We start from the raw sequence: 14,081 nt of genomic DNA, 5'->3' as shown, positions 1-14,081 counted from the left end.
GAGCCATCAACCGGCCGCATGAGTCTTGCAACTTAGCGAAGGCTAACATAATTGTCTTGGGTCGCCCTTGTCTCGGGCACAGCCGGGAAACGCCGACCCGCCGACGGAAACCAGGAAAGGTTCGCCCACATGCGCGTGGTGTTTTTCGGCTTTCAGACGTGGGGCCAACGCACCTTGCAGGCGCTGATCGACCTGGATCACGAGGTCGTGCTGGCCGTCACGCATCCGACCAGCGAGCAGTCCTACAAGGCCATCTGGTCGGCGTCGGTCGAGGATCTCGCCCGGGATCACGGTATCGCTGTGCACATCGCCGAGAAGGTGGACGCCCACACCATCGAACTGGTCAAACACGCCGAACCCGACGTGATCGTCGTCAACAGTTGGTACAGCTGGATGCCGCCCGAGCTGTACACCCTGCCGCCGCACGGCACGCTGAACCTGCACGACTCGCTGCTGCCGAAGTTCACCGGGTTCTCGCCGGTGCTGTGGGCGTTGATCAGTGGTGAATCCGAGTTCGGTTTGACCGCGCACCGCATGGACGAGAACCTCGACACCGGGGACATCCTCATCCAGCGTTCGCTGCCCATCGGACCGACTGACACCGGCACCGAGTTGGTCCTGCGGGGCATGGAGCTGATCCCGGGTGCACTGCGGGATGCGCTGCACGCCCTGGAAACCGGGACTGCGCAATTCCGGCCGCAGAACAAGGCTGAGAGGACGTACTTTCACAAGCGCTCCGAGCGCGACAGCCTGATCGACTGGAACTGGCCGGCCGAAGACCTCGAGCGGTTCGTGCGCGCGCTGTCGGATCCGTATCCGCGGGCCTTCGCGTTCTACCGCGGCGAACGCGTCGAAGTGATCGAGGCGACGGTGTCGGAGGCTCGTTACGGTGGCACGCCGGGGCGGGTCATCGTGCAGGAAGGGGGCGGCGCCGTGGTATGCGGGCCGGATGCCTACCGCGGCCGCAACCGTGCGCTGGTGATCACACGGGTCCGTGCCACAGACGGGACCGAACACGCTGGGGACAAGTTCTTCCTGCCCGGCGGCTACCTGGCAGTGACCGGCGAAAAGCGATCCTAGGAGTGAAATAAGCCATGGCAGACGATGCCAAGACTTTGCAGGAACGCCGTCGGGAACTGTTGCGTAGGCGCATCGCCGAAAGTGGCTTGGCGGCAGATCAATTCACCGAAAGGCGGCGCGTACACACCGGACGGCGCTATCCGCTGTCACCGGGCCAGCGCCGGATGTGGTTCCTGCAGACCATGGACGCCGACGACTCCACGCTGAACATCTGCGTTTCCTATCAATTGACGGGCAAGGTGGATGAGGAACGTCTGCGCGCAGCGTTCAACGCCGTCGTCGCAAAGCATTCCATCTTGCGTACCAACTACGGTGTGGACTCCGAAGGCGACCCTTATCAGATCATTCAGGACCACGTCGAAATCACCTGGCAAAGCAGTGATTTCACCGACCTCGATGAGCAGCGGAGGTCGCAATGCGTGGCCGCCGCTGCCGGTGATCTGTTCGGCAGGACCTTCGACCTCACTACGGATATACCGCTGCGGATACACCTGATTCGCACCCGCGCAGCGGAATTCGTACTGCTGTTGGTCGTGCACCACATCTGCTGGGATGACGACTCGTGGGAAGTTTTCTTCACCGACATCAGTGCGGCCTACAACGGCGGTGACATCCCGACCGATCCGCCTCAGTTCGTCGCGGTCGAAGTGCTTGAAGCCGCGCCGGAACCGTCGATCGGCGACGTCAGTTACTGGGCGGAGGTGTTGCGTCCGTCGCCGGAGCCGCTGGAGTTGCCCGGGTTTGCCACCGCCAATCCGTCCCGGCTGGCGCAGCGTCGGACGCGGCCACTGTCTTCTGAATTGTTCGGCCGCGTCGAGGAATTCGCCCGCGCACGCTCCGCGTCGCCGTTCATGGTGCTGCTCGCGGCCTACGGTTCGCTGGTGCGCCGCTACACCGGCGCCGACGACTTCCTGGTCTCGGTGCCGATCACCAACCGCAGCGCCGCAGCCCAAGCGGCTCTCGGGTACTTCGGTAACACCTTGTTGCTGAGAATCACGGCCCGACCAAACGACACCTTCGCCTCCTTCCTCGACGCGGTGCGTGAAACCTGCCTTGACGGCTTTGCTCATCAGTCCGTCGGGATCGACCGCGTTGTCCGGGAAGTCAACCCGGAGCGGATGGGGCACGACGGGATGGACCAGCTCGTCCGCCTGGGCTTCAGCGTTCGCAAGCCCGCGAGCGGGTTTGGCCTGGACGGTGTCACGGTGCGACAACTCGAGCTCGGCGCGGTCACGGCGCATCTGCCACTTGCGCTGGCGGTAGTACTCGACCCCGGCCGCCCGATGGCCGAGTTCGAGTTTCAGACCGACGTATTGAGCGGCGCGCTAGTCGAACAAATGCTGGCGCATTACCTGCAGCTGCTGGACAACGCGCTGGCTGCGCCCGGCACGCCGCTCGCAGCCCTGGACATGCTTCGCCCCGGAGAGCGGGAAGTCGTACTGGCACAATCCCACGGCGAACTCGTCGCGGCTCCAGCCACCACGATGGTTGCGGTGCTCGAAGCTGCGGCGGCGAACACCCCCGACGCGGTCGCGCTTGTTTCCGACGAAGCGCAACTGACCTACGCCGAACTGCACAGTCGTGCGAATCGGTTGGCGCGCTGGCTCATTGGTCAGGGGATCGGTGTCGACGATCTCGTCGGCCTGCGGATGAACACGTCGATCGAATTCCTTGTCGCCATGCTTGCCGTGCTCAAGTCGGGCGCGGCGTATCTGCCGATCGATCCGGCCTATCCCGACGAACGCATCGAATACCTCGTCAGCGACGCGCTCCCGCAGCGGGTCATCGCACACCATGAAGTGCAAATCGCCGAACACGAAGCGGCACAGTTGTCAGACGGGGCGATAACTGACGCGGACCGGTTGGATGCGTTGCATCCGGAGCACCTCGCGTACGTGATCTACACGTCGGGCTCCACCGGCAAGCCCAAGGGTGTGGCTGTTTCGCACCGCGCGATCGCCGAGCACGTGCAGAGTTTCGGCGCCGAGTGGGGCATGACCGCCGAAGACCGGCTGCTGCAGTCGTCGTCGGTGAGTTTCGATGCGTCGCTACTGGATATCTTCGTCACCTTGTCGCTCGGTGCACAGCTGATCGTGCCGAAGCCGGATGCGTTCGGTGACATTCCGTACGTGGCGGATCTGATCAGCCGCCATCGCGTCACCGTGCTGCACATGGTGCCGTCCATGCTCAGCACCCTGCTGCTGCTGCCGCAGGTTAAAGAGTGGCGCCAGTTGCGGCACGTACCGGTAGGCGGCGAGGCGCTGCGCGGTGAAATCGTCGACAAGTTCGCCGACTATTTCAGCGCCACGTTGCGTAATCACTACGGTCCGACCGAGGCTGTCGTCTCTGCGACGCATTTCGAGGTCGAAGAGGCATATGGCGCGCGGGTGGTGCCGATCGGCGTGCCGAACCGCAACGTCTACGCCTACGTTCTCGACGAACAATTGCAGCCGGTGCCCGCGGAGGTGATCGGCGAACTCTATCTCGGCGGTGTGCAGTTGGCGCGCGGGTATCTGAGGCGCCCCGGCTTGACCGCGCAGCGTTTTGTCGCCGATCCGTTCAACCCCGGTATGCGTTTGTATCGGACGGGAGATCTGGTTCGCCGCAACATTTCCGGTGCACTGGAGTTCATCGGACGCGCCGATGAACAGGTCAAGGTGCGCGGCTTCCGCATCGAACTCGGCGAGGTCGAGTCGGTGATTTCGACGCATCCGTCGGTCCGGCACTGCTTGGTGATCGCGACGGACACCGATGCCGGGCCGATGCTCGCGGCTTACCTGGTGCCCGCGTTCGGTGACGACGGAAACATCGGTGCCGGAATCGATGTGGACGAGATCCGCGGCCACGCCGCGGCACAGTTGCCGGAATACATGGTGCCCGCCGCATTCGCGGTGATCCCGGAGATTCCGCTGACCGTCAGCGGCAAGCTGGACAAGCGCGCGCTACCCGCACCCACCCCGGTGGCGGTGCGCGGCTACCGAGAGCCGGCAACAGCGGCCGAGCGCCGGATCTGCTCGATCTTCGCCGGACTGTTCGGGTGGGAGCGGGTCGGCGCGGACGACTCGTTCTTCGGACTAGGTGGCCACTCGCTGCTCGCGGCACGGCTGGTGGCACAGATCCGTGCTGAGTTCGGCGTGGAGCTCACCGTACGAGCGGTGTTCGACTCCCCGACGCCGGCCGGTTTGGCGGCGCGTGTGGCAGGGCAGTTGCGCGCCGTGCTGGGCCAGGAGACGACTCTGGGCGCGCCGGGCGGCGAGCACCACTCTGGTCGCACGCCGATAGGCGGCACGGCTCGACCGGAGTATCCTCCCCTGTCGTATTCCCAGCTGGCCATGTGGTTTCAGTACCGCATGCGCGGCGCGAACGACGTCTTCAACATGGCGCTGACACTTCGGTTCAACGGTCCGCTGGACCGTGCCGTCCTTCGTGACGCGCTCAACGACGTGGTGGCTCGCCATGAATCGTTGCGCACCAATGTCGTTGACCACGAAGGCGTTCCGTATCAGCGCGTGCGTCCGGAACTGAGACTGGACCTGCCGGTCATCGACACCACCACCGACCGGGTCGACGACACGATCGCAGAACTGCGCCGCTACGTGTTCAATCTGGAAACCGAACCGTTGATCAGGCCCACATTGCTGACGCTGGGTGCCGAGTCGCAACTGCTGGTGTTGCTGGTCCATCACCTCGCCACTGACCATGTCTCGCTCGGCATCGCCTTCGAGGATTTGCTTCACGCCTACCGTGCGCGGGTGGAAGGCAGGGCGCCGGTCTGGGCCACCGAGCCCCTGCAGTTCGCGGATTACGCGGTGTGGCAACGAAACACCTTCGATGCGCCGGCCGGCTGGGCGCAGGCGCAGCTGGACTACTGGCAAACCGCGCTCGCGGATCTGCCGCTGGACATCTCGGTCGTGCCCGACCACACCCGTCCACTGGTGCTCGGGAGGCGCGGGGAAGTGGTGAACTTCAGGGTGTCCGCGGACCGCCGGGCTGCTCTGGCCCGGGTCGCTGAACGTTGCGGGGCCACCGAATTCATGCTCTATCAAGCCGTTTTGGCGGTGTTACTGCACAAGCTCGGTGGTGGCACGGACATTGTGATCGGCAGCCCAATCGCTGCCCGTGGCGACGTCACTCTCACGGAGCTCAGCGGCCCGTGCGCCAACGTGGTGGTGTTGCGGATCGACCTGTCCGACGACCCCACACTGTCCGCCGTGGTGGGGCGCAGCCGCAGCGCGGTGCTGGAAGCGTTGGTGCACCAGGAACTCCCGATCGAGCGGCTCGTCGAGGCGCTCAATCCGCCGCGCTCGCCATCGCGCAACCACCCCTTGTTCCAGAACTCGATCCACTTCCGGGGCGAGGACTGGGCGCTGATGCCGCGCGACCTGACCGGATCCGGCGATACGACGGTAGTTCCGGTGCCCATGGACTTCGAAATCTCGCTGCTGGACCTGAACGTCGCGGTGAACGTCACACCGGATGCGGAACTCGACGTCCGCGTGGTCGCCAACGCCGACCTCTATCGGCCTGCGACCGTTGCGCTCATCGCCGAGGCTTTCAGCGCCGCACTCGAGGCGTTCGCGACGACGCCGGATGCGCCCGTTTCGACGGTGGAATTGCTGCCCGCAGCGGATTTGGCGAAGTTGCTCGAACCGCCGACCGCGCCGCGCGAGCAGAAGACCCACCCCGTGGCAGACGGCTCACCGGAGACCGAGCACGCCATCATCGCCCTCCTCGAGGAACTGCTGGACATCACCGACGTCGATCGGGAGGACAATTTCTTCGCGATCGGCGGGGACAGCATCATCTCCGTTCAGCTGGCCGCCCGCGCCAATGCACAAGGGCTGGCGTTGACCCCGGCCATGGTGTTCGAATACCTGACCATCACCGAACTGGCCGCGGCCGTCGATGCCGCCGGCGAACAGCCTGCGGCCCAGCCGGATTCGGAGCCGGCCGCCGCGCCGATGAGCGCCTCGGGACTGGACGCCGATGCATTGGCGGCGCTGACCGCGTCGTGGGAGAGCCGCTCGTGAGGCCACAGTGACCACGGCGCCGCCCCGCATCGAGGACGTCCTCGCGCTCAGTCCACTGCAGGAAGGGCTCTTCGCGCTGTACCGGATGGCCGAGGACAGCGTCGACCTCTACACCATGCAGTTGCGGGTCGACATCGACGGGCCGGTCGATCTCGACCTGCTGCGCCGCAGCGGCGCGGTGATGTTGCAGCGGCACCCGAATCTGCGGGCCGCGTTCTGGGACCAGGATGTGCCCAAGCCGGTGCAGATCGTGCCCTCGCACGCCGAGCTGCCGTGGACCGAACGCACCGCAACGCCAACCGAATTCGACGCGATCGCCCGCTCCGAGCGGCACCGGCCGTTCGACTTGAGCCGCGGCCCCGCGCTGCGGGTCGTTCTGATCTCGGTACCGGGCGAGACCAGGCGCCGGATGATCTTCACCGCGCACCACATCCTGATGGACGGGTGGGCGCTGGCGGTGTTCTTCACCGAGATGCTCGCGATCTACCGGGCCGGGGGATCGGCCGACGGGCTGCCGACACCACGTCCGTATCGCGACTACATCGCCTGGCTGACAAAGCAGGACACCGCGGAGGCGCTGACCAGGTGGACCGAGTACCTGGGGGCGGTGTCGGGGCCGCTGATGGTGGCCGACGGCGCCGTCGACATCCGGGGTTCGGTGCCGGAGCAGACGAAATCGCTGCTGTCGGCCGCCGACACCGCGCGACTGCGGGCCTGGGCCGGGCGCAACGGCCTGACCCTGAACACCGCCGTGCTGTTCGCCTGGGCCGTGGTGCTCAGCCGGCTCACCGACCGGCGCGACCTGGTGTTCGGCACCGTCGTGTCCGGGCGGCCGGAAAACCTGACCGGAGTGGAAAGCATGGTGGGGTTGTTCATCAACACCATGCCGGTCGTGCACCAGATCAGTGGCGCAACTCCGATCGTCGAGCAATGCGCACGGCTGCAACGTGAATCCTCGGCGATGCGCGAGATCGGCTACCTCAGCCTGTCGGAACTGCAACGCGCGCACGGCCAAGGGGCCATGTTCGACAGCCTCTTCGTGTTCGAGAACGCGCCGATCGAGGACTCGATCCGCACGGTCACCACACCCGACGGCGCCAGCTTCAGTCCCGTCGAGATGGACAGCCTGACGCACTACCCGCTTACCGTCGTCTCGCACATGGCCGGCGACGAACTGGTGGTGGTCGTCGAGGCGATCCGGGCGGCGCTGCCGCATCTGCCCGCCACCGAGATCTGTGAGCGACTGGTCCACGTCCTGCTGCAACTGCCCGAGATCGTCGACGAGACACCGGAAGCGCTGGATGTGCTCACCGCGGACGAGCGCGCGGCGTTCGCCGACATCGCCAGCGCCAGCCCCGCCGTTTCCGGCGACACGGTCTGGGAGGTCTTCGAGCGACAGGCACGCACCACACCCGAAGCCGTCGCCCTGACCACCAGCGCCGGTGAGCGCTACACGTATGCCGAATTACACACGCAGGCAACGAGGTTGGCTTCGGAACTGGCTCTCCGCGGGGTCGGCCCGGAAACGGTGGTGGCGCTGGTGCTGCCCCGCTCGTCGCGGTTTGTTGTCGCCATCCTCGGTGTGCTGGGCGCCGGCGCCGCCTATCTGCCCGTCGATGTCACGTTGCCCGAGGCGCGCATCGAGTCGATCCTGCGCCAGGCCGATCCCGTTCTCGCAATCACCGAATCGGGTCACGCCGGACCGGTCAGCTCCACCGTGCCGACGCTGGTGATGGACGATGCGGCTGTCGGCGAACGGATTTCGGCACACCCGCCAGTCACCCCGGCGGTGCGGCGTCATCCGCAACAGTGCGCCTACGTCATCTTCACCTCCGGATCCACCGGCGAACCCAAAGGCGTGATCGGCACCAACGCGGCGATCCTCGGCTATTTCGCCGACCACCGCGAACGCGTGTACGCACCGGCGGTCAGCCGACTGGGACGCCCGCTGCGGATCGCGCACGCCTGGTCGTTCAGCTTCGACGCGTCCTGGCAGCCGATGGTCGGCCTGCTCGACGGTCACGCGCTGCACCTGTTCGACGCCGACGAAATGCGCGACGCCGACCGGCTTGTCAAGGGCATGGCCGGGTATCAGGTGGACATGATCGACACCACCCCGTCGATGTTCACCCAACTCAGCGCGGCGGGTCTGCTCGACAACGGCCTCGCGGTCTTGGCGCTGGGCGGTGAGGCCATCGACAGCGCGCAGTGGAGCCGCCTGCGCGAACTGCCGATCCCGGTCTACAACTGTTACGGGCCAACGGAAATGACCGTCGAAGCCGTAGTAGCCGCCGTCAACGACTACCCGTCGCCGACCATCGGCACGCCGAACACGGGCACGTTCGGCTACGTTCTGGATTCGGCGTTGCGGATGGTGCCCGATGGTGTGGTGGGCGAACTCTATTTGTCCGGGGCGCAGTTGGCCCGAGGCTACATCGACCGCGCCGCGATGACCGCGTCCCGCTTCGTGGCGGACCCGTTCCGTCCGGGCGCCCGCATGTACCGCACCGGTGACCTGGTGCGCCGACTGCCACACGGCGGATACGCATATCTGGGACGCGGCGACACCCAGGTCAAGATCCGCGGCTACCGGGTGGAGATCGGCGAGATCGAGGCCGCGCTCCGCAACCACGCCGAAGTGCACGACGCCGCGGTGTCCGTGCTGCGCCGCGACAGCGGGACCACTCTGGTGGGATTCGTTGTCTGGCAACAGAATCAGGACGGCGACCCAGCCCGGCTGCGGGCGACGCTGACCGATCAGTTGCCGTCGTACATGGTTCCAGCCAAGATCGTCGCGTTGCCGCAGCTTCCGGTCAACGCCAACGGCAAGTTGGACGGCCACGCGCTGGACGGGCTGGCGGAAGCCGCGCTGGCGCGCCCGAGTGGGCCCGCTTCGGCTTCGACCGACACCGAACGCACCCTGTGTGAACTCTTCGGTGAGCAGTTCAACGGCTCGGTGCCGCACATCGACGACGACTTCTTCACCTTCGGTCTGGACAGTATTGTGGCGATCTCGTTGGCGCACAAGGCCCGACGGCGTGGCCTGTCGCTGAGCCCGCGAATGGTGTTCGCGGCTCCGACGATTCGGGAGCTCGCCGCCGCGATCGACGCGGCGGTCGATTCCGATCTGTCCGCCGGGACCGCGGAATACGGCGAAGTGCTGCCGCTGCCGATGGTGTCGTGGGTGTACGAGCACGGGAATTTCCGGCGCTTCACCCACACCGTGCTGCTGCGACTCCCCGAAGGGATCGACCGCACCTCGCTGGAGTCGATGCTGCAGTTGATGCTCGACGGGCACGACACGTTGCGGTCGATCCTGACCGCCACCCCGGACGGTCCACGTCTGGTCACGCGGGAGCCCGGCGCGGTCCAGGCCACCGACATCCTCACCCGGGTCGAACTCGCCGGTGCCGCCGACGACGAGTTGGTCGCGGCCATAGCGGATTCCGCGCCGCGGGTGATGGACGAGATGGATCCGCCGACTGGGGCGATGGTGCGTGCCGCGTGGTTCAGCGGCGCCCAGCAGGGAGACGCGCTGCTGCTGGCCGCGCACCACCTCACCGTCGACGTCGTCTCTTGGCACATCATCCTCGGTGACCTCGCCGAGGCGTGGCGGTGCGTCAGCGCGGGTGCGGCGCCGAAGATGTTGCCGGAGTTCACTTCATACCGGCGTTGGTGCGAATTGATGTGGCAGCGTACCGCCGAACCGGAGGTGCAGGGTCAGCGGGATTATTGGATGGCGCAGGTCTGCCGTCCCGACGAGCCGCTGGGGATGCGGCATCCCGACCCGACCCAGGATACCTGGTCCACCCTGCGGGTCGCCCAGGTGGTCAGCCCGGTCGACGTCACGGCACGGGTGCTGGCCACCCTCACCAGAGACGAAGGCGTACGCGAATTCCTGCTGGCCGCAACGACGATGACGATCGCCAGCTGGCGTCGGTCTCGTGACCAGGACCCGGAAGCGGGCACGCTCGTCGCGCTGGAGGGGCACGGACGCGCCGATGCCGTGCTCGACACCGACACCACCAACACCGTCGGGTGGTTCACCACCGCCTTCCCGGCGCGGTTCGGGGCGGGCGGGGCAGCGGTCGATGTCGAACGGGCCGAGCGGGATCCGGCGGCGGCGCTTGCCCTGGTCGAGTCGGTGGTCGCCCACCTCGGTGAGGTCCCCAACGACGGTATGGATTACGGCCTGCTGCACTACGTCGACCGTCTTCCGGAATTACAGCAAGCTGCCGAACCGCAGATCCAGTTCAGCTATCTGGGTCGGCTCGATCTCGGCGGCACCAGCGACGAACCGTGGTCACTGCTCACCGGACCGTACATCCAGGCGCTGCCCGACGCTCCCGAACCCGACCTGCCGCTGCGTTTCGCGCTGAACATCAGTGCGTTCGTCGCGAAGACACTTGACGGCACCCAACTCATCAGCAACTGGCGCTGGAGCGACGTGCTGTTCACGCCGTCCGACATCGAGCGCCTGACCGGCTTCTGGTTGCGCGCAATCGCCGCGCTGACAGCCGGATTGGATAGCAGCGATGCCTGAATTGTTCAGCCGCGACGAGATCAGGGCGACGATCGCGTCCCAACTGGGCTGTTCCGCAGCCGAGGTCGCGGACCACGACGACTTGATCCAGCTTGGGCTGAACTCCATCCGGATGATGGCGCTGGCGGGCGGTTGGCGCAAACGCGGTGCCGACATCACCTTCGCGCAACTCGCCGCCAGCCCGACCGTCGACTCGTGGTACGACCTGCTCGCCGACGACGAGATCCATCTCCCGACACAGCCGGCCGAGTCCCCGTCGGTCGCTGCCGCGGAAGAGGAACCGTTCCCACTGGCCACCATGCAGCATGCGTACTGGGTAGGCCGCTCCGACGAACAGGAGTTGGGCGGCGTCGCGGCCCACCTCTACGTCGAATTCGACGGCGGTGCAATAGATCCCGGCCGTCTTGAGCGGGCCGTGACCGATCTGGTGGGGACCCACCCGATGCTGCGCACCCGATTTCTGCCGGACGGGACCCAGCAGGTGATGCCCGCGCCGGGCCGACAGGTCTTCACGCTGGTGGATCTGCGCGGACAAGACACCGGAAGCGCGGAAGCTGAGCTGACCCGACTGCGTGACACCAAAACACATCAGCGCCTGGCCATCGAAGACGGCCAAGTCCTCGACGTGACCCTGACGCTGCGCGACGGTGACCGGAGCCGGCTGCACCTCGACATCGACATGCTGGCCGGTGACGCGATGAGCTACCGGATTCTGGTGGCGGATCTGGCCGAGTTGTACCGGGGCGCAACGTTGCCCCCGCCCGGCTACAGCTACCGGCGCTACCGCACCGAACGTCGCACCGACACCGCGGCGCGCGAACAGGATCGGCAGTGGTGGCAGCAGCGGCTCGCCGAGTTGCCCGGCGCGCCCGAACTGCCCACCGCCACAAAGGGTGACGACCGCACCGTGCGCTACGACCACTGGCTGGCGCCGGCAGCCAAGGACCGGCTGGTGGCCGGCGCCCACGCGCGCGGCGTCACCCCGGCCAACGCGCTCGCGGCGGTGTTCGCCAACACCATCGGCGGCTGGTCGGCCCAGGACCGGTTCCTGCTCAATGTGCCTTTGTTCCAACGTGAACCGGTGCATCCGGACATCGACCGGGTGGTCGGCGACTTCACCTCCTCGATCATGCTGGAGGTGGACGTCAGCGACAATGTGTCGGTGGCTGAACGGGCCCGCGACATTCAGCGCCGGATGTACGAAAGCGGTTCGCACTCCGGCTATTCCGGTCTGGAGGTGCTCAGAGATCTGGGAAGGCACCGCGGTGAGCCGGTACTCGCGCCCGTCGTCTTCACCAGCGCGCTCGATCTCGGTGAACTGTTCGCCGACACCGTGATTCAGACTTTCGGTGAGCCGGTCTGGATCATTTCCCAGGGGCCACAGGTGTTGCTCGACGCCCAGATCACCGAGTTGCGAGGCGGTTTGCTGATCAATTGGGATGTGCGGGAGTCGGCGTTCCCACCGGGTTTGGTGGACGCGATGTTCCGCAGGTTCACCGGGGCCGTGGAGCGCCTCGCCGAGGGAGACGCGGGCTGGGAGGCAGAGGCGGCGGTCCGCCTGCCGTGTGCGCAGGCGACGGTACGTGCCGCGGTCAACGCGACCGACGGTCCGGTCAGCGGACGGTGCCTGCACCAAGGTTTCTTCGAGCATGCCGCGGCGAAACCCGATGCCCAGGCCGTGGTCTGGGGCCTCGACAGCGGTGAAGGCAGTTTGACCTACGGCGAACTTGCCCGGTACGCGCTCGCGGTGGCCGGGGCGCTGGCAGCGCACGGCGTGCGACCCGGCGACGCGGTGGGCGTGCAGCTACCCAAAGGCCGGGATCAAATCCTGGCGGTGCTCGGGGTCCTCGCGGCAGGCGCGACGTATGTGCCGATCGGATTCGACCAGCCGGCCGCGCGTCGCGCCAAGATCCTGCAGACCGCCGACGTCGCCGCCATGATCACAACGGACGGCGCGTTGTCCATCGACGCCGCACGCAGTCATCCAGAACCGTTGCCGGCGCCGGTGTTCGGCGGCACCGACGAGATCGCGTACGTGATCTTCACCTCCGGCTCCACAGGCCTGCCCAAGGGGGTCGACGTCCCGCACAGCGCGGCGATGAACACCATCGACGCGGTCAACGACTGGTTCGACGTCGGCAGCGCCGACCGGGTGCTCGCGCTGTCCGCGCTCGAATTCGACGCCTCCGTGTACGACATCTTCGGCATGTTCTCGGTGGGTGGATCGGTGGTCGCCGTCGATGCACAGCAGAAGGCAGCGGCCACCAGCTGGGTGGAACTGCTTCGCCAGCACCGTGTTTCGATCCTCAACTGTGTGCCGAGCATGCTCGACATGATCCTTGAGCTCGGCGGCGACCGGCTGGGCGACTCCTTGCGCGCGGTCACCCTCGGCGGTGACTGGGTGGGGGCCGACCTGGCTCGCCGGCTGGCCCGTCAGGTGCCGGGCTGCCGATTCTCCGGCCTGGGTGGGGCGACCGAGACCGCCATTCACAACACCATCTGCGAGGTGGTAGGCGAACCCCCCGCGCACTGGACGACTGTGCCGTTCGGTGTCCCATTGCGCAACGTGCGCTGCCGGGTGGTTTCCCCGTCCGGCCGCGACTGCCTGGACTGGGTGCCGGGCGAATTCTGGGTCGGCGGGGCCAACGTCGCGGCCGGTTACCGCAACGACCCGGAACGTACCGCGCAACGCTTCGTCGACCACGACGGGCTGCGCTGGTACAAGACGGGGGATCTGGCCAGGTACTGGCCCGACGGCACCATCGAGTTCCTGGGACGTGCCGACCACCAGGTGCAGATCCGGGGGTACCGGGTCGAACTCGGGGAGGTCGAAAGCGCGCTGCGCACCGTGCCCGGCGTGCGCCACGCGGTTGCCGCCGTCGTCGGCGCCAGTGCCCCGAAGCTGGTGGCCGCCGTCGCCGGCGACCCCGTCGACACCGAGGCTGTCACGTCGGCCGTCGCCGAGCTGTTGCCCGGTTACATGGTGCCGACCCGAGTCGTGTTCCTGGAGCGAATCCCGTTGACCTCCAACGGAAAACTGGACCGGCGCGCGGTGGTGGCACTGCTGGAGCCGGCGGCCGCGCCGGGTGCCCTCGACAGCGCTCCGCGCCACGACCTGGACACCGCTTTGGCCGAGATCGTCGCCGAAGTACTCGGTGTGGAACGGATCGGAGTGCACGCCGACTTCTTCGCGCAGGGCGGCGACTCAGTGCTGGCCACCACAGTGATCGCCCGGGTACGCGAGTGGCTGGATGTCGATCATGCGGTGGTGAGCGACCTGTTCGCCACCCGCACCGTCGCCGGTCTCGCCGACCGACTGGAACACCGCGAGGCGCAGCGCGGGACACCGCAGCGGCTCGCCGTGATCGCGGGGCACTATCTGGAGGTGGCGGCATTGAGCGACGAGGAGATCCTGGCTCAGGGATGAC

At 66.8% G+C, this 14,081-nt stretch carries 4 protein-coding genes; all 4 read left to right on the top strand.

Annotated features, from left to right (window positions below; all coding sequences use genetic code 11):
* The first annotated feature begins 129 nt into the window (after positions 1 to 129).
* Genes AC5Y46_RS15700 through AC5Y46_RS15685 form a run of 4 tightly spaced genes read left to right on the top strand, consistent with a single transcriptional unit; the run spans position 130 to position 14,080 of the window.
* Positions 130 to 1,080: a methionyl-tRNA formyltransferase gene (locus tag AC5Y46_RS15700; protein ID WP_499945232.1), complete on the top strand. Its 951-nt coding sequence runs from the start codon at positions 130 to 132 to the stop codon at positions 1,078 to 1,080.
* Positions 1,081 to 1,094: 14 nt separating this feature from the next.
* Positions 1,095 to 6,110 carry an amino acid adenylation domain-containing protein gene (locus AC5Y46_RS15695; protein WP_499945233.1) on the top strand — a complete coding sequence of 1,672 codons (5,016 nt, stop codon included), beginning with the start codon at positions 1,095 to 1,097 and terminating at the stop codon, positions 6,108 to 6,110.
* A gap of 7 nt (positions 6,111 to 6,117) precedes the next feature.
* Positions 6,118 to 10,653, top strand: coding sequence for an amino acid adenylation domain-containing protein (locus AC5Y46_RS15690; RefSeq protein ID WP_499945234.1), 4,536 nt, complete (start codon positions 6,118 to 6,120; stop codon positions 10,651 to 10,653).
* Entirely contained in the window at positions 10,646 to 14,080 is a 3,435-nt protein-coding gene (locus tag AC5Y46_RS15685; protein WP_499945235.1) for a non-ribosomal peptide synthetase, read from the top strand. The genes AC5Y46_RS15690 and AC5Y46_RS15685 overlap by 8 nt, the downstream gene beginning before the upstream one ends.
* The last annotated feature ends 1 nt before the right edge of the window (position 14,081 follow it).

The organism is Mycobacterium sp. NGS59, assembly GCF_059812345.1.
This window is presented reverse-complemented; position numbering and strand designations above follow the sequence as displayed.

Excerpts from the sequence above, each read along its gene's own strand:
- AC5Y46_RS15700 (WP_499945232.1), top strand. The coding sequence starts at position 130 with ATGCGCGTGGTGTTTTTCGGCTTTCAGACGTGGGGCCAACGCACCTTG.
- AC5Y46_RS15695 (WP_499945233.1), top strand. The coding sequence starts at position 1,095 with ATGGCAGACGATGCCAAGACTTTGCAGGAACGCCGTCGGGAACTGTTG.
- AC5Y46_RS15685 (WP_499945235.1), top strand. The coding sequence starts at position 10,646 with ATGCCTGAATTGTTCAGCCGCGACGAGATCAGGGCGACGATCGCGTCC.